Origin of the sequence: Streptomyces jeddahensis (genome assembly GCF_001642995.1) — a bacterium.
GTDB lineage: Bacteria > Actinomycetota > Actinomycetes > Streptomycetales > Streptomycetaceae > Streptomyces > Streptomyces jeddahensis.
This window is the reverse complement of record NZ_LOHS01000174.1, coordinates 1-17,044: the sequence shown is the minus strand read 5'-3', so window position 1 is coordinate 17,044 and position 17,044 is coordinate 1. Positions and strand designations below refer to the sequence as shown.

The window sequence follows — 17,044 nt, the reverse complement described above, 5'->3', positions numbered from 1 at the left end:
GGTGCGGGGTACCCCGCCCAGCGTGCGGGGTACGTCCGCCCAGCGTGCCGGGGGTATGTCAGTCCCGGACCCCGAACCCGAACACCGTCTCCGACCGGAACACCTCGCCCGGCCGCAGCACCGTGCTCGGGAACTCCGGCCGGTTGGGGGAGTCGGGGAAGTGCTGCGTCTCCAGCGCGACACCGGCGCCCGGGGCGTAGGGATCGCCGTCGAGGTGGTCCGCCGTGTACAGCTGGAGGCCCGGCTCCGTCGTGGCGACGGTCAGCACCCGCCCGGACGCCGGGTCGTACAGCTCGGCGACCTGCTCGGCAGCGCTCGTCACGCCCTTTTCCAGCACGAAGTTGTGGTCGTATCCGCTGCCGGCCTTCCGTGGCGCCCGGAAGTCGAACCGGGTCCCGTCGACATCGGCCAGCTCACCGGTCGGGATCAGGTCCGCGTCGACCGGCGTGTACCGCGACGCCGCGATCCGCAGCTCGTGCCCGGCCGCGGCCGCGGAACCCGCGTCGGCGCCGGCCAGGTTCCAGTAGCTGTGGTTCGTCAGGTTCACGACGGTCGGTGCGTCGGTGACCGCCTCGTACGCGATCCGCAGCGCGCCCGACTCGTCCAGCGAGTACGTCGCCGAGACCTCCAGGCGGCCAGGGAAGCCCTCCTCGCCGTGCGGGCTCACGCGTGACAGCCGTACGCCGTACTCCACCGGCTCCGCGTCCCACACCCGCTGGTCGAAGCCCTCCTCGCCGCCGTGCAGGCTGTTCGGCCCGTTGTTCTGCGCCAGGTGGTAGAGGGAGCCGTCGAGCTGGAAGCGGCCGTTCGCGATCCGGTTCGCATAGCGGCCGACCAGGGCGCCGAAGTACGGCCCGGGGTTCTCCAGATACCCCTGGAGGTCGGGCAGCGCCAGCGCCACCTGGGCACTGCGCCCGTCCCGGTCCGGGACCTCGGCCGACTGCACGATCCCGCCGTACGTCAGGACGCGCACGCGCACACCGCCCCGTTCCAGGGTCCAGCGGTGGACGGGCGTGCCGTCGGGGAGCGTGCCGAAGAGTTCGCTGTGCATGATCAGGACCCTACGCCGGGGCCGGTGGCGGCGCGTGATCAGGGCACCTTCCGGGCACCCGGATACGGCACAGCCCGTACTACCCGGGCGGGTTCTTCGCCGTCACCGTGCGGTAGGCGATGGCGGCCAGCCGTGCCTGCCCGTCCTTGCTGGGATGGAACCAGTCCCAGTGGCTCAACTGCTGGGTGCCGAAGCGGTACTCGAAGACCGCTCCGCCGTCGAACCGGCAGCGGTCGTCCTGCGCACAGACGCCCTTCAGGACCTTGTTGTAGGCGATCACGCGCTTCTGCACGGTGTCCCGTCGCTTCGTCGCGGCCGCGTCCACCACGTCCGCGTCGCCCAGCATGGACGGGCAGATGCCCAGCTTCCACACCTGCTTGCCCATCGGATTGGTGCGCCCCTGGGACCAGAGCCGCTTCAGGTCCGGCACGCTCGCCACGTACACCTGGGCCTTGGGCAGCTCGCGGCGCAGCGTCCGCATCGCGTTCTCGAACTGCTCGCGGAAGTCCGCCACCGAGGTCATCGCGGACGTCGACGAGCGGCACGCGTCGTTGGCGCCGGCCATCACCGCCACCAGTTCGGGACGGCGCGCCGCCGCCTTCTCCATCTGCGCGGCCACGTCCGCCATGCGGGCACCGGTCACGGCGTAGTTCCAACTGTGGGCGGCCGCGCGCTGCTTCCCGAGCAGCCGCACCGCCAGGCTCCGCACCGTCGTGTCGCTGCCCGTCGCCCAGGACACCTCAGGGCAGTCGGAGAGCACCGAACACGCGTCGAACCCGCGGGTGATGGAGTCGCCCACGGCGGCCACCGAGGACGGGCTGCGGTCCCAGACCGGCGTCGGCTTGGGCGACGCCGCCTGACGCTTCGTCGAACCTGTCGCACCGGGGGATGCGCCACCGAGGGCGTCGCAGGCGACCAGACCGCCGGCGCCCAGCAAAGCCGCCGTCACAGCGGCGACGGCGGCATACAAGCGGCGGCTGCGGCTCCGCATGCCTGCTCCCCTCTGTGGTTCCGTCCACCCCCTGTGAACGATGTGCCCTGTGTGGCCGTTCCCGGGGCCCGGGGGGTCCCGCCGGGTGAATGCCGGGCGTTTCCCTTCGGCGGGACCGACGGTACGTCACACTCCTTGCCCCGCTGCACGGTAGCCTCGGCCCCGTGGCGCCCGGACGCTGCCGGCGCGGCAGCGACAGGGCGGCCGGTCCACCCCGCTGTACCGGTTCCGCTAAATTACAACAAGTCTGCTCTGTCCCTTTTGAGGAAAATCGCTTGGCACGGGCGCGAGACCGCCGGACGATGGCGCACCTCGTCCCACACTGGAGGTCCCGGTGACGACACGTGGAGTTCTGTACGTGCACTCCGCGCCGCGCGCGCTGTGCCCGCACATCGAATGGGCAGTCGCGGGCGTGCTCGGCACGCGCGTCAACCTCGACTGGATCAGGCAGCCCGCGTCGCCGGGCACCTGGAGGTCCGAGTTCTCCTGGCAGGGCCAGGTGGGCACCGCCTCCCAGCTCGCCTCCGCGCTGCGCGGCTGGCACCTGCTCCGCTTCGAGGTCACGGCCGAACCCTGCGCCACGGCCGAGGGCGAACGCTACAGCGCCACCCCCGAGCTGGGCATCTTCCACGCCGTCACCGGCATCCACGGCGACATCCTGATCCCCGAGGACCGGCTCCGCGCCGCCCTAGCCCGCGCACAGCGCGGCGAGACCGACCTCGAGGCGGAGATCGCCAAGCTCCTCGGCAAGCCCTGGGACGACGAACTGGAGCCCTTCCGGTACGCGGGCGAGGGCGCCCCGGTGCGCTGGCTGCACCAGGTCGTCTGACGGGCACTCAGCCCACGTAACGAGAGAAGGCCCACCCGGTGATGCGGGTGGGCCTTCTCTCGTTACGTACTGGTTGCGGTGTTCGAAACGACGAACACCGCAACCATTAATTGAGGAACCCCAACGGCGAGCAACCAGGTCCGCGAGAGCGGCGCCGGTTTAGGCGCAAGGAGGGGTGCGGAACGCCAGCACCACGTTGTGGCCGCCGAAGCCGAACGAGTCGTTCAGCGCCGCGATCCTGCCCTCGGGCAGGGCGCGGGCCTCGCCGCGGACCACGTCGGCGTTGACCTCGGGGTCGAGGTTGTCGACGTTGATGGTCGGCGGGGCGATGCGGTGGTGGAGCGCGAGGACCGAGGCCACGGTCTCCACGCCGCCGGCGCCGCCCAGCAGATGACCGGTCATCGACTTCGTGCCGGAGATCGCCATGTGGTCGACGTCGTCGCCGAACACCTTGCGCAGCGCCTTGATCTCGGCGACGTCGCCCTGCGGCGTCGACGTGGCGTGCGCGTTGATGTGCACGATCTCGGCGGGCTTGAGGTCGGTCCCGTCGAGCAGGTTCTGCAGCGCCTGAGCGATGCCGTTGCCGGACGGCTCGGGCTGCGTGATGTGGTGGCCGTCGGCCGAGATGCCCTGGCCGACCGCCTCCGCGTAGATCTTGGCGCCGCGGGCCTTGGCGTGCTCCTCCGACTCGAGGATGATCACGCCGGCGCCCTCGCCGAGGACGAAGCCGTCGCGGCCCGAGTCGTAGGGACGCGAGGCGCCCTGCGGGTCGTCGTTGTTCTTGGACATCGCCATCATGTTGCCGAACGCGACGATCGGCAGCGGGTGGATGGCCGCTTCCGTGCCGCCCGCGACGACGACGTCCGCACGGCCGGTGCGGATCATCTCGATCGCGTAGCCGATGGCCTCGGCGCCGGACGCACAGGCGCTCACCGGCGTGTGGACACCGGCGCGGGCACCCACCTCCAGGCCGACGTTGGCGGCCGGGGAGTTGGGCATCAGCATGGGGACGGTGTGCGGCGAGACGCGGCGTACGCCCTTCTCCCGCAGCACGTCGTACTGGTCGAGGAGGGTCGTCACACCGCCGATGCCGGAGGCGATGACCGCACCCAGACGGTCGGGGTTGACGGACGCGTCCTCGCCGGCCTTGCCGGTGAAACCGGCGTCCTTCCACGCCTCCTGAGCCGCGATCAGCGCGAACTGCGCCGAGCGGTCCAGCTTGCGGGCCTGCGGCCGCGGAATGATCTCACCCGGGTCGACGGCGATCTGCGCGGCGATACGGACCGGGAGTTCGGCGGCCCAGTCCTGCTCGAGGAGGCCGACGCCGGAGCGGCCGGCGACCAGAGCCTCCCAAGTGGAAGCTGCGTCGCCACCCAGCGGTGTGGTTGCGCCGATACCGGTGACGACCACGGTGCGATTGGTCGAGCTCACAGGAATTCTTTCTCCAACGGATACGAAGGTTCAGCGGCGCCACCGCCGGGTGGCGGAGCGGCGGGCACGATGCCCATGGTGGGCCCAGGCCCTTGATCGGTCGATCAGCCCTGGTGCTTGAGGATGTAGTCGACGGCGTCGCCGACGGTCTTGAGGTTCTTGACGTCGTCGTCCGGGATCTTGACGTCGAAGCGCTCTTCGGCGGCGACGACGACCTCGACCATCGACAGCGAGTCGACGTCCAGGTCGTCGGTGAAGGACTTGTCCAGCTGGACGTCCTCGGTGGGGATCCCGGCGATCTCGTTCACGATCTCGGCGAGACCGGCGACGATCTCTTCCTGAGTGGCGGCCATGTTGGCGCTCCTTCGCTGTATCCAGAGGGTGTGGCGGTTTCCGCCCGGAAGATCCGGACGGTGCCTAGGGGAGGGTAACGACCGTTGCGGCGTATGCGAGACCCGCCCCGAAGCCGATGACGAGCGCGGTGTCGCCGCTCTTCGCCTCGCCGGTCGCCAGGAGCCGCTCCATCGCGAGCGGAATCGAGGCGGCCGAGGTGTTGCCGGTGGTCTCGATGTCACGGGCGACCGTGACGTGCTCCGGCAGCTTGAGAGTCTTCACCATCGAGTCGATGATCCGCATGTTGGCCTGGTGCGGAATGAAGACGTCCAGGTCGTCCGAGCTGATCCCGGCCGCGTCCAGCGCCTGCTGGGCGACCTTCGCCATCTCGAACACGGCCCAGCGGAACACTGCTTGCCCCTGCTGGGTGATGGCCGGGAACTTGATGTCGCCGTTGCTGTCGAGCGGCAGCTCGGCCACATCACCGATCCGGAAGCGGTCCCACGGCACGGTCTGCTTGATCAGCTCCGCCTTGTCGCCCTCGGAACCCCACACGGTCGGGCCGATCGCGGGCTCCTGGGACGGGCCGACGACCACCGCGCCCGCGCCGTCGCCGAACAGGAAGGCCGTCGCGCGGTCCTCCAGGTCGGTCAGGTCGCTGAGCCGCTCGACGCCGACCACGAGCACGTACTCGGCGGAGCCCTCGACGACCAGGCCCTTGGCGAGCGTCAGGCCGTAGCCGAAGCCCGCGCAGCCGGCCGAGATGTCGAACGCGGCGGCCTTGTTCGTGCCGATCTTGTCGGCGATCTCGGTGGCGACGGCCGGGGTCTGGCTGAAGTGCGAGACGGTGGAGACCACCACGGCGCCGATCTGCTCGGCCGTGATCCCGGCGTCGGCGATCGCCTTGCCCGAGGCCTCGATCGACATCGCCGCGACCGTCTCCTCGTCGGAGGCCCAGTGGCGGGTCGCGATGCCCGAGCGCGAGCGGATCCACTCGTCGGACGAGTCGATCTTCTCGAGGATCACCTCGTTGGGCACCACCCGGGTCGGACGGTAGCCGCCGACACCGAGGATGCGCGCATACGGGGCACCCTTGCTGGGCTTGATCTTCGACATGCTCTCGAGGCTCCTTGTCAGGCCGTCTGCTCGGCGTGTTCCGCGATGAGTTCGCGGGCGGCGTCGAGGTCGTCGGGGGTCTTGAGCGCCAGCGTCTTGACGCCGGGCAGCGCGCGCTTCGCGAGGCCGGTCAGCGTGCCGCCCGGGCACACCTCGAGCAGCGCGGTCACACCCAGCTTCTGGAACGTCTCCATGCACAGGTCCCAGCGGACCGGATTGGCCACCTGGCCGACCAGGCGCGCGAGGACCTCGGCGCCGGTCTCAACCGTCTGGCCGTCCTTGTTCGAGACGTACGCGACCGCCGGGTCGGCGGGCGTCAGGGCCTGAGCCGCCTCGGCGAGCTTCTCGACCGCGGGGGCCATGTGCCGGGTGTGGAACGCGCCGGCGACCTGCAGCGGCACCACGCGGCGCACGCCCTCGGGCTTGTCCTCGGCCAGCGCGGCGAGCTGCTCGACGGTGCCGGCGGCCACGATCTGGCCCGCGCCGTTCACGTTCGCCGGGGTGAGGCCGAGCTTCTCCAGGTGCGGGACCACGGTCTCGGGGTCCCCGCCCAGCATGGCGGACATGCCGGTCTGCGTGACGGCGGCGGCCTCGGCCATGGCCAGGCCCCGCTTCCGTACGAGCTGGAGGGCGGCGGTGTCGTCCAGGACCCCCGCGAAGGCGGCGGCGGTGATCTCACCCACGCTGTGGCCGGCGACGGCGCCGGGCGTGACCTCCAGGGCGGAGGCCGACAGCAGACCGGCGGCGACCAGCAGCGGCTGGGCCACGGCGGTGTCGCGAATCGCGTCCGCGTCGGCCTGCGTGCCGTAGTGGGCGAGGTCGAGCCCGATGGCGTCCGACCATGCGGCGAGGCGGTCGGCGGCCCCGGGGAGTTCGAGCCAGGGAGTCAGGAAGCCGGGCGTCTGGGCGCCTTGGCCGGGAGCGACGAGTACGAGCACTCTCACACTCTCTCTTGTGGACGGCCGCAGCCGCCCGTGGGGACAGGGACGAAGAACCGCAGGGGGAATTGTAGGCCCCCGACAATTGGCTACGACTGAGGATCGCCGTTGGTCAGGCGCCCGAGAATCAGGGCGATGCGCAACGTGAACGCGGAGCGTACATCGGACGGCGACCAGCCGGTGACGTCAGTCACACGTCGGAGCCGGTAGCGAACGGTGTTCGGGTGAACGAAAAGCATCCGGGCCGCCCCTTCGAGGGAGCTCGCCTGCTCCAGGTAGACGCTCAGGGTCTCCAGGAGCGCCGAACCCGCCTCCTCCAGCGGTCTGTAGATCTCCTCCACCAGTTGTTCGCGTGCGGAGGGGTCCATGGCGATCGCACGCTCCGGAAGCAGATCGTCGGCGAGCACCGGCCGGGGAGCGTCCTGCCATGCGGAGCACGCCTTGAGCCCCGCCGCCGCGGCCTGCGCGGACCTGGTGGCGGCCAGCAGGTCCGGCACGATGGGCCCGGCCACCACGGGCCCGGGGGCGTACGGCCCGATCAGCGCCTTCGCCACGCGCAGCGGATTGTCGTCGCCGCCCGCGATGACGACCAGGCGGTCGCCCAGGACCCCGGTCAGGACCTGAAGCTTCGCGTGCCGGGCGGCCCGGCGGATCGCCTCGACCGTCAGTTCGCTGTCACCGTCGGGCGCTGTGCCCAGCACCACGCACACATGCTCGGGGGAGTTCCAGCCGAGGGCGGCGGCCCGGGACACGGCGCCCTCGTCGGCCTCGCCCGACAGCACCGCGTTCACCACCAGCGACTCCAGGCGGGCGTCCCATGCACCGCGGGCCTCGGCCGCCTGCGCGTACACCTGCGCGGTCGCGAAGGCGATCTCCCGCGCGTAGACGAGCAGCGCCTCCCTGAGGACGGACTCGTCGCCGGGCGCCGCGACCTCCTCGATCGCGGACTCCATCACCTCGATGGTCGTACGCACCATCTCGACGGTCTGCCGCAGCGTGATCGCCCTGGTCAGCTCGCGCGGCGCGGTCCCGAACACATCGGTGGAGATGGCCTGGGGCGCGTCCGGGTGCCGGAACCACTCGGTGAACGCGGCGATACCGGCCTGTGCGACCAGACCGATCCAGGAACGGTTCTCCGGGGGCATCGCCCGGTACCACGGCAGCGTCTCGTCCATCCGTGCGATGGCCTGAGCGGCGAGGCTGCCGGAGGATTTCTCCAGCCGCTTCAGGGTCGCGGCATGCGGATGCGGGACGGATGCGGATTGCGCTGGCAGCGCGGCTTCTGGTTCGGGCACATGGACAAGACTGCCTCATCCGGACGGACGGGCGGCCGGCCGGGGCTACCGTGGGATCCGTGATGGACGTACGGCGCGCGGGCGAGCGCTATCGAGGAGGGGACCCGGCCACCGGGATCGAGTCCCTGCACGCCTTCTCCTTCGGGCCCCACTACGACCCCGGCAATCTCCGCTTCGGCTCCGTCATCGCCTGCAACGAGGAGCGCCTGGCGCCCGGCGCCGGCTTCACCGAGCACCCGCACAGCCACACCGAGATCGTGACCTGGGTCGTCGAGGGCGAGCTCACCCACCGCGACTCGCAGGGCCACGAGTCCGTCGTACGGCCGGGCGACGTGCAGCGTCTCAGCGCGGGCGGCGGCGTACGGCACGTCGAGCGCAACGACGGCGCCGAGCCGCTGGTCTTCATCCAGATGTGGCTGGCCCCTGCGGAACCGGGCGGCGACCCCGCATACGAGGTCGTCCACGGCATCGCGGACTCGACGCCGTACGCGGTGCCCGAGGCGGGCGCGATGCTGCACGTACGGCGCCTGACGGCGGGCGAGCGCACCGCAGTGCCGGACGCCGCCTTCGCCTACGTCCACGTGGTGAGGGGCGAAGTCCACCTGGACCACGTGGTGTTGGGCCCCGGCGACTCGGCCCGCATCGCCGACGCGAAGGCCCTGGAACTGGAGGCGGGCACGGAGGCTCCGGCGGAGGTACTGATGTGGGAGATGACGGACACAGGCTGACCTCCGCTGTGGGCAATCGTTCCTCCCCCAGTGCCTTAAGGGCCTGGGAGGTACCCCCAGGGCGGAACGGGTGGGCACAGCGGAACCCCGCAACGCCGGGCAACCCCTTGAAACCCCCGAGCACGCCCTTGCAACGTCAGCTGTCAGACCTCGGCAAGCACCGCATCCGTAAAAGCGGGCCACACCTCAATGGCCCAGGGCCCGAAGGCCCGGTCCGTAAGGGCCACGCAAGCGACCCCCACAACGGGGTCGACCCACAAGAACGTGCCGGACTGCCCGAAGTGCCCGAACGTCCGAGCTGACGAAGAACTCCCCGTCCAGTGCGGCGACTTGCCGTCCCGGATCTCGAAGCCGAGCCCCCAGTCGTTGGGGTTCTGATGCCCGTACCCGGGCAGGACGCCCTTCGTCCCCGGATACTGCACGGTCATCGCCTCGGCGACCGTCCGCGGGTCGAGCAACCGCGGCGCCTGCACCTCGGCCGCGAACCGGACGAGGTCGTCGACCGTCGAGACGCCGTCCTTGGCGGGCGAGCCGTCGAGCGTCGTGGAGGTCATGCCGAGCGGTTCCAGGACGGCCTGCCGGGCGTACTCGGCGAACGGGATGTCCGTCGCCTTGGCGACATGGTCGCCGAGCACCTCGAACCCCGCGTTCGAGTACAGCCGCCGCGTCCCCGGCGCCGCCGTCGCCCGGTGCTCGTCGAAGGCGAGCCCGGACGTGTGGGCGAGCAGGTGGCGGACGGTTGATCCCTCGGGCCAGGCCGGTTCGTCGAGCTCGATCGCGCCCTCTTCGTACGCGACCAGCACGGCGTACGCCGCGAGCGGCTTGGTGACCGAGGCGAGCGGGAAGCGGTGGCCCGTGGGGCCGTGTGCCCCCAGGAGCGTCCCGTCCGCGCGGACGACGGCCGCGGCCGCGTTCGGGACCGGCCAGTTCTCGATCAACGCCAGGCTCTGCATGCGTACGAGCGTAAGCGCCTTACAAGATCAACCGCATCGAGGGGTCGGGCTTGCGTACGAAGCCGAGCGAGGCGTACAGCGGCTCCGCCTCTTTGGAGGCGTTGAGGTCCACGCTGCCCGCCCCGCGCTCGCGGAACCAGTCGAGGAGGGCACCCATGCACGCGCGTGCGTATCCCTTCCGCCGCTGGTCCGGGTCCGTGGCGACGCTGAAGACGTGGCCCACCGCGCCGTGCGGATTGCCCGCGCGGCCGATCCGGTACTCCATCGTCCCGGCCACCATCGTCGCCAGCGCACCGGGCCGGTCCGGATGGTCGACGACGAAAGCCGCGAAGTCCCCGCCGGGGTCGGCGAGTCTGCCGCGTACCGTGATGATCGATGCCGCATGCCAGTCGGTCGGCTCGCCGGGGGCGAAGGTCGAGTCGATCATGATCTGACGCAGCCTCAGTATCTCCTCGGCGTCCTCGGGCCGGGCGCGGCGTACAAGACTCATGATCGGCACCGTAGTGACCGAGGGCCGGGCCGTCTCCCGATTTTCCCGCGGCTTGACCGGTTCCCGCTTGCTTGGAGTCCACTCGAAGGCCATAGCGTGGAGGCCATGACGGTGATGGAAACCACAGCCACACCCGTACGGACCACGACCACAAGCCCAACCGAGACCGCGACCGAGACCGCGACCAAGACCGACGTCTGCGCCTCGGCACCGCAGGCCCATCCGCGCCCGGACGGCCAGGACCGCTACACGATCAGCGAGGTCGTCGCCTTCACCGGCCTGACCGCGCACACCCTGCGCTGGTACGAGCGGATCGGGCTGATGCCCCACATCGACCGCTCGCACACCGGCCAGCGCCGCTACAGCAACCGCGATCTGGACTGGCTCGCCTTCGTCGGCAAGCTCCGGCTGACCGGGATGCCGGTCGCGGACATGGTCCGCTACGCCGAGCTGGTGCGCGAGGGCGACCACACGTTCCACGAGCGGCAGGAGCTGCTCGAGTCGACCCGCAGGGACGTGCTGGCCCGTATCGCCGAGCTCCAGGACACGCTGGCCGTGCTCGACCACAAGATCCAGTTTTACGGCGGCGCCAGGCCGGCGCCGGAGAGGGTTTGAACCTGATGAGTGGTATGCCGACGACGCAGCTGGGGACGGGCGGGCCCGAGGTGGGCGCTCAGGGCCTCGGCTGCATGGGGATGAGCTTCGCCTACGGCCCGACGGACGCCGACGAGGCCCGGGCGACGCTCGAGCGGGCGCTTGAGCTTGGTGTCACGCTGTACGACACCGCCGACGCCTATGGCGCGGGCGAGAACGAGAAGTTCCTGTCCCCCTTCGTCAAGGCCCATCGCGACGAGATCGTCATCGCGACGAAGTTCGCGCTGTCCATCCCGCCGGACGACCCGACGAAGCGGATCATCCGCAACGACCCGCCCTACATCCGCGAGGCCGTCGACGCGAGCCTCCGGCGTCTGGACGTCGACGTCATCGACCTCTACTACATGCACCGCCGCGACCCGAAGGTGCCGATCGAGGAGACGGTCGGCGTCATGGCCGAACTCGTCGCCGCAGGCAAGGTGAAGCACCTCGGCCTCAGCGAGGTCACCGGCTCCGAGCTGCGCGCGGCCCAGGCCGTGCACCCGATCGCCGCCGTCCAGTCCGAGTGGTCGCTGTTCAGCCGGGACATCGAGGACCACGTGGTCCCGGCCGCCGCCGAGCTCGGCGTGGCCCTCGTGCCGTACTCGCCGCTCGGCCGGGGCTTCCTCACCGGCTCGTTCGTCGACGCCGCCAAGGAGCTCAGCGCCGACGACTTCCGCCGCCAGCACCCCCGCTTCACCGGCGGCAACGCGGCGGCCAACGCGGCCCTGCTGGAGCCGGTGCGCGCCGTCGCCGACGCGCACGGTGCCTCGCTCGGCCAGATCGCGCTGGCCTGGGTGCAGCAGCGGGCCCAGGTCCACGGACTGCCCGTCGCCCCGATTCCCGGCACGCGCAAGCGCACCCGGGTCGAGGAGAACGCCGCCGCCACGCGTATCACCCTCACCGACGACGAGCTCGCGCTTCTGGAGCCCATCGCCGCCAAGGTCGCGGGGAACCGCTACGCCGACATGTCGTTCACCTCGGCGGGGCGGGAGTAACGCGGGCCGGTAAGACGGGCCGGGAAGCCGAGCCAGGACGCCGAGCCGGGAATCCGTCCGCGCCGGGCCGGGAAGCCGAGCTGGGAATCTGAGCCGGGAAGACGGGCTGGGAATCCGTCCGCGCCGGGCCACTTCGGCGGCCCGGCGCGGAGCCTGGGAGCGTGCTCCCGCCGCTCACAACTCCGCCAGCAGCTCGGCCTTCTTCGCGGTGAACTCCTTGTCCGTCACCAGACCCGCTTTGTGCAGTTCGCCGAGGTGGCGGATGCGGTCCGCGATATCGGCCGGGTCGGGCCGCGCAGCCCGTACCGCCGCGCCCGGCAGGGACCCCGCCGCCCCGGTGTCCACCGCCGCCCCGGAGGCCCGCACCGCCGCCAGCACCGACGCGGCGAAGGGCAGCGACTCGTGCACAGGGCCGTAGCCGAGCCCGAAGACGACCGACGCCGGATCCTGGTCGGCCTGCGCGGGCCGCGCGACGGACGACTCGCGGTGCAGCAACCGCAGATGACCCTCGAAGAGCTCGGGGGAGCGCCATTCGACGCCGCTGAGATCCGTCACCCGGAACCTCTGGTCGCCGGCCTTCCACTTCGCCGACGAAGCACCCGTCCAGAACCACCGGAAGGCCACCGACTCGCCGTCGAAGGACGCCTTCCCGTCGTACGCCTTGAACTGCAGCGGCGGCTCGGGCGCGGCCACGAGGAAGCGCTCCGAGGGCTCGCCGTCGTCGCGGGCGACCGCGGCCCGCAGTTCGTCCGCGTAGTACTCGGCGAGCGTCTCGCGCTCGGCCGGCAGCACCAGCCGGTAGGGGTCACCGCTCTCCTTGAGCTGGCCCGCTGCCGCCTCCATGAGCGGGTCGGCGCCGGGTCTGGGCACGGCGTGCAGGACGACGGTCCCGCGCTTCCCGGGAGTCAGCGTCACCGCCGCGACCGCCTCGTGGGGGATGCGGCGCTCACCGAGCGCCTGGAACAGCTTCGGCGTCCTGATCCCCCGTTCGAAGCGGATGAGCACGGAGTCCGACTCGAACTCCCAGGCGGCATGAAATCCGGCCAGTACGTCACCCATGCGGCTCATCGTATGCGGCACGCGCGCGTGCGTCCCTCCCGCGACGGGCCGTTGTTCCTTCGATTTCTACGCGCGTCAGGTCGTCGTCCTGCCGGAGACACCGCTCCGGCACGCGTCATCCTCGTGCGCGCACCGCACCGCGCCGTACGCGCCGATGCCGATGTCGGCGAGGTTGGCGAGGCTGTCCGTGCCCGGCTCGAAGTAGCCCGCGTGGCCCGTCGCGTCCTCCGCGGACAGGACTCGCGCACCGAAGGCCGGAGAGACCGGATCGGCACCGTGACCGAGCCCGCCGACCTCCATGTACGGCACGTCCTGGATCCAGTCGTCGCGGTCCCGCATGGCCCACACCCGCGCGCCCGTGCCGAGCTTCGAGGCCTTCTCCGCACGCATGCCCGGACTGCCCGCGACGGCTATGTCGGTAACCCGGTCCGGCAGGTCGTGGGCCGCGACGCCGCACACCACGGAGCCGTAGCTGTGGCAGTACAGGGCGACGGTGGAGCGGCCCGGCAGCGCCCGTACCAGCGCGTTGAGGCGCACTGCGCCGCTCTCGGCCCGCATGGCCGTGGCCGCCTCCATGCCGAGCCCGGCGGGCGCGGTGTAGTCGGCCCAGGCGATCACGGCAGTACGGCTTCGGGGGCTGGCCGAGTGCTCCGCGCGGTACAGGGCCCGGGCCATGCCGACGGGGGCCGAGTACTCGCGGTCGTCGCTCCGCTGGAAGGTCAGCAGATTGGTGTCGACCCCGGGTACCACCACCGACACGCGCTTGGCCCGGTTGAGATCCCCGATGACCTCGGCGACGCGTCCGGTACCCAGGGGGTCGAAGGCGAGGATCTTGCGGTCCGGCCGCATCAGCGACTCCAGCCGGTGCATCCTGCGGCCGGCGTCAAGCTGACCGGTGGCCGAGAGCCTCCTGTCGTGCATGCGCCTGCTCTCGATACTGCGTGCCTGGTCGAGGGCGATGCGGTTGGCGCGGTAGCGCAGCTTCACCGGGGCGCCGTTCATGTTGCCCACCGCGAGCGGATAGCGCTGGGCGAGGCCGGTGCGCTGGTGCGCGCTGAGCGAGGCGAAGAAGCGGGCGATCCTCTGGGGCGAGGAGTCGAGACCGGGCAGCCGGCGCCCGTCCAGGTGGCCGTGGGCCCAGGCGGACCGGGCGGCCTCGAGCGGCGACGACGCGCCCCGCTGGTGGCGCACGGCCGTCCAGCCGGTCGTGGCCAGCATGACGAAAACGACGGCGAGCGCAAGCAGCGCGCGCCACACGTTCAGTTGCGGGGGCGAGTCGAAAGAAGTCACTGCGGGACACCCTAGGAGAACCGCACGCCAACCCATGCAACGGGTGAGGCAGATCACGTTTCGCGAGGGGTAATTGGGCTAAACCGGGCGCACCTTGCACGAGGCCATCACAGAGCGTGCAGGCAACTTTCGCCTCACAGGTAACAATCGGCCGCTCTTAGCGGGTCGGCGACGTCGCTGCGGTTCGGCAGCGCCCCAAAGGGGTGCGGGGCTGTATCGATATGCGGCTCCGCCGCGTGGGCGCGACCAGCCACAACGGCGCCACAGCGAACCGACGGCACATCGCGGCCCCCCAGCGGAGCGCTCCGCTCAGGCCCAGTCCTCCGCCAACGCCGGTCCTATCTGGTCGAGATACGACTCCGTCAGCCTGCGGATGGAGTCGATGCTGATGTCCTCACCGGCACCCCACAGTCGCCCGGTCATCCGCATCACCCCGCTGAAGGCGGCCACCGCGACACGGGGTCGCGGGTCGGAGTCCACGTCCATGCCCTCGCGCTCGGCGATCACGCGCGCCAGCTCCTCCTCCAGCTCCGCGGAGCGACGCAGATGGGCGGCGAGGAGGACGGGCGTCGACTCGATCAACTGAAACGTACGCATGTGCAGTTCGACCGGGACGACGGCCGCGACATCCTCGCCGAGCGTGTTCCAGCTGTCGAGGACGGCGCGGCGCATCGCCTCCAAGGGGGCCTCGTGCGGGGGCCTTTCGCGCACGGCTGCGACGAAGCGGGACTCCACCATGTCCTGGACGGCGAACGCGGTCTCCTCCTTGTTGGCGAAGTACCGGAAGAACGTGCGCTGCGAGACGTCGACGGCGTCCGCGATCTCGTCCACGGTCGTCTGCTCGTACCCCTTGGTGGTGAAGAGTTCGAGCGCCGCGCGGAGGAGGGCGTCGCGTGTGCGCTGCTTCTTGCGTTCGCGCAGTCCGGGCCGCGCTGCCGTGTCGGTCGTTCGCGCTCGTTCCGCGACGTCCGCCGCCTGTTGCCGCGTCTTCACTCAAGGCCCCTTTTCGCCCGTATGTGCAGCTCAGAATACCGGTGGGCAACGTGACAGTTACCGACTTGTGAAACGATTTGTAAACTGTCAGTAACTGTCATAATCTCGCCGGTATGACTAGTCAGACCACCATCGACAAGACCGGTCCGGCGGACGAGGCCCCCTCGGTCGCGCCCGCACCGGCTCCGGCCAAGGGGCTGCGCGGCCACCCATGGCTGACGCTCATCTCCGTCGCGATCGGCGTGATGATGGTCGCCCTGGACGGCACCATCGTGGCCATCGCCAACCCGGCCATCCAGCAGGACCTCGGCGCCTCGCTCGCCGACGTCCAGTGGATCACCAACGGCTACCTCCTCGCGCTGGCCGTCGCACTCATCACGGCAGGCAAGCTCGGCGACCGCTTCGGCCACCGGCAGACCTTCCTCATCGGCGTCGCGGGCTTCGCCATCGCCTCCGGGGCCATCGGAGTCTCCGGCAGCGTCGCGCTCGTCATCACGTTCCGTGTGCTGCAGGGCCTCTTCGGCGCGCTCCTCATGCCTGCCGCGCTCGGCCTGCTGCGGGCCACCTTCCCGGCCGAGAAGCTCAACATGGCGATCGGCATCTGGGGCATGGTCATCGGCGCCTCCACGGCCGGCGGCCCGATCCTCGGCGGTGTGCTCGTCGAGCACGTCAGCTGGCAGTCGGTGTTCTTCATCAACGTGCCGGTGGGCATCCTCGCGGTCGCCGTCGGCCTGTGGATCCTCAAGGACCACCGCGCCGAGAACGCGCCGCGCTCCTTCGACATCCCCGGCATCCTCCTGCTGTCGGCGGCCATGTTCGCCCTCATCTGGGGGCTCATCAAGGCCGGTGACTCCTGGGGCTGGGGCAGCGGCAAGACGTGGGCGTTCCTCGTCGGATCGCTGATCGGTTTCGCGCTCTTCGCCCTCTGGGAGACCAAGGTCAAGGAACCCCTCATTCCGCTGGGCATGTTCCGGTCCGTGGCGCTCTCCGCGGGCACGGTGCTGATGGTGCTGATGGCCTTCGCCTTCATGGGCGGACTGTTCTTCGTCACCTTCTACCTGCAGAACGTCCACGGGATGAGCCCGGTCGACAGCGGTCTGCACCTGATGCCGCTGACGGCCATGATGATCGTCTCCTCGCCGCTCGCGGGCGCGCTGATCACCAAGTTCGGCCCGCGCGTGCCGCTGGTCGGCGGCATGGCCTTGACGGCCGTCTCGATGTTCGGCATGACCACGATGTCCACCGAGACCGGCACCCTGCCGATGTCCGTCTGGTTCGGCCTCCTGGGCCTCGGCCTCGCCCCGGTCATGGTGGGCGCCACCGAGGTCATCGTGGGCAACGCGCCGCTGGAGCTCTCGGGCGTCGCCGGCGGCCTGCAGCAGGCGGCGATGCAGGTGGGCGGCAGCCTCGGTACGGCGGTGCTGGGCGCCGTCATGTCGAACAAGGTCAGCTCCGAGCTGGCGGACAACTGGAAGAGCGCCGGCCTGCCGGACGCACCGGCCCCCGGCCTCGACAAGGCCGCGGCCATCGGCTACGTGCCGGAGGAGATCGCCAAGGCGCAGGGCATGACGCCCGAGATCCTCAGCAGGATCACGGGAGTCATCCACGACACGTTCATGACCGGCATGGGCCTGGCCTTCACGGTCGCCGGCATCATCGCGGTCATCGCGGCCCTGGTCGCCGTGCTCACGAAGCGCGGCGCCAACGCGGAGGCGGGCGCGGGCGGAGTCCACATCTGACGCTCCGCTGGGAGTGCCGCGATGGGCCGTCGTTACGCTGCGGCGCCGTCGTGGCTGGTCGCGCAGTTCCCGCGCCCCTTTGGGGCGCTGCCGAACCGCTCCGAAGGCCCCGCCGGCGGGGCCTTCTCCCATCCGGGGCTGAATATTCAGCCCGTCCGGCGTTTGAGGACGAGGCGG

The 17,044-nt window shown here is 70.8% G+C and carries 17 protein-coding genes; 5 read left to right on the top strand and 12 right to left on the bottom strand.

Annotated elements, in window-relative coordinates:
- Positions 1-58: 58 nt before the first annotated feature.
- A complete protein-coding gene (locus tag STSP_RS33350; RefSeq protein ID WP_067284767.1) occupies positions 59-1,051 on the bottom strand; it encodes an aldose epimerase family protein in 993 nt (330 codons plus the stop codon).
- Between the two features lie 79 nt (positions 1,052-1,130).
- A complete protein-coding gene (locus STSP_RS33345; RefSeq protein ID WP_067284766.1) occupies positions 1,131-2,042 on the bottom strand; it encodes an SGNH/GDSL hydrolase family protein in 912 nt (303 codons plus the stop codon).
- Positions 2,043-2,376: 334 nt separating this feature from the next.
- Between STSP_RS33345 and STSP_RS33340 the strand changes: the two genes are divergently transcribed.
- Positions 2,377-2,871 (top strand): DUF3145 domain-containing protein, encoded by a 495-nt coding sequence (locus STSP_RS33340; protein ID WP_067284765.1) that lies wholly within the window; start codon positions 2,377-2,379, stop codon positions 2,869-2,871.
- A 159-nt stretch (positions 2,872-3,030) separates the two neighbouring features.
- Here the strand turns inward: STSP_RS33340 and fabF are convergent, their stop codons facing one another.
- From fabF to STSP_RS33315, 5 genes are all read right to left on the bottom strand, one after another.
- Positions 3,031-4,302, bottom strand: coding sequence for a beta-ketoacyl-ACP synthase II (gene fabF, locus STSP_RS33335; protein ID WP_067284764.1), 1,272 nt, complete (start codon positions 4,300-4,302; stop codon positions 3,031-3,033).
- A 104-nt stretch (positions 4,303-4,406) separates the two neighbouring features.
- A complete protein-coding gene (locus tag STSP_RS33330) occupies positions 4,407-4,655 on the bottom strand; it encodes an acyl carrier protein (protein WP_067284763.1) in 249 nt (82 codons plus the stop codon).
- 64 nt (positions 4,656-4,719) lie between these two features.
- Positions 4,720-5,751, bottom strand: a complete 1,032-nt coding sequence (locus STSP_RS33325; RefSeq protein WP_067284762.1) for a ketoacyl-ACP synthase III — start codon at positions 5,749-5,751, stop codon at positions 4,720-4,722.
- Between the two features lie 17 nt (positions 5,752-5,768).
- Positions 5,769-6,689 carry an ACP S-malonyltransferase gene (locus tag STSP_RS33320; protein WP_067284761.1) on the bottom strand — a complete coding sequence of 307 codons (921 nt, stop codon included), beginning with the start codon at positions 6,687-6,689 and terminating at the stop codon, positions 5,769-5,771.
- Positions 6,690-6,778: 89 nt separating this feature from the next.
- Entirely contained in the window at positions 6,779-7,984 is a 1,206-nt protein-coding gene (locus STSP_RS33315) for a PucR family transcriptional regulator (protein WP_067284760.1), read from the bottom strand.
- A 62-nt stretch (positions 7,985-8,046) separates the two neighbouring features.
- Here STSP_RS33315 and STSP_RS33310 point away from each other — a divergent pair, with 62 nt between their 5' ends.
- Positions 8,047-8,712, top strand: coding sequence for a pirin family protein (locus tag STSP_RS33310; protein WP_067284759.1), 666 nt, complete (start codon positions 8,047-8,049; stop codon positions 8,710-8,712).
- A 143-nt stretch (positions 8,713-8,855) separates the two neighbouring features.
- Here STSP_RS33310 and STSP_RS33305 read toward each other — a convergent pair whose 3' ends face one another.
- Both STSP_RS33305 and STSP_RS33300 read right to left on the bottom strand, forming a co-directional pair.
- Complete coding sequence (locus STSP_RS33305) at positions 8,856-9,665, bottom strand: serine hydrolase domain-containing protein (protein ID WP_067284758.1); 810 nt, start codon at positions 9,663-9,665, stop codon at positions 8,856-8,858.
- A 19-nt stretch (positions 9,666-9,684) separates the two neighbouring features.
- Positions 9,685-10,155: a GNAT family N-acetyltransferase gene (locus STSP_RS33300; RefSeq protein WP_067284833.1), complete on the bottom strand. Its 471-nt coding sequence runs from the start codon at positions 10,153-10,155 to the stop codon at positions 9,685-9,687.
- A 105-nt stretch (positions 10,156-10,260) separates the two neighbouring features.
- Here STSP_RS33300 and STSP_RS33295 point away from each other — a divergent pair, with 105 nt between their 5' ends.
- Positions 10,261-10,770: a MerR family transcriptional regulator gene (locus STSP_RS33295; protein WP_067284757.1), complete on the top strand. Its 510-nt coding sequence runs from the start codon at positions 10,261-10,263 to the stop codon at positions 10,768-10,770.
- Positions 10,771-10,775: 5 nt separating this feature from the next.
- A complete protein-coding gene (locus STSP_RS33290; RefSeq protein WP_067284832.1) occupies positions 10,776-11,786 on the top strand; it encodes an aldo/keto reductase in 1,011 nt (336 codons plus the stop codon).
- A gap of 174 nt (positions 11,787-11,960) precedes the next feature.
- Here STSP_RS33290 and STSP_RS33285 read toward each other — a convergent pair whose 3' ends face one another.
- From STSP_RS33285 to STSP_RS33275, 3 genes are all read right to left on the bottom strand, one after another.
- Positions 11,961-12,854: a DUF4429 domain-containing protein gene (locus STSP_RS33285; RefSeq protein WP_067284831.1), complete on the bottom strand. Its 894-nt coding sequence runs from the start codon at positions 12,852-12,854 to the stop codon at positions 11,961-11,963.
- Between the two features lie 66 nt (positions 12,855-12,920).
- On the bottom strand, positions 12,921-14,135 hold the full coding sequence (locus tag STSP_RS33280; protein ID WP_067284756.1) for an alpha/beta hydrolase: 1,215 nt from the start codon (positions 14,133-14,135) through the stop codon (positions 12,921-12,923).
- Positions 14,136-14,444: 309 nt separating this feature from the next.
- The gene (locus STSP_RS33275) at positions 14,445-15,056 is read right to left on the bottom strand and encodes a TetR/AcrR family transcriptional regulator (RefSeq protein ID WP_067284830.1); all 612 of its coding nucleotides are present in this window, start codon (positions 15,054-15,056) and stop codon (positions 14,445-14,447) included.
- Positions 15,057-15,241: 185 nt separating this feature from the next.
- On the opposite strand from STSP_RS33275, the gene STSP_RS33270 reads away from it, so the two are divergent.
- Positions 15,242-16,867, top strand: a complete 1,626-nt coding sequence (locus tag STSP_RS33270) for an MFS transporter (RefSeq protein ID WP_067284755.1) — start codon at positions 15,242-15,244, stop codon at positions 16,865-16,867.
- Positions 16,868-17,044: the final 177 nt, after the last annotated feature.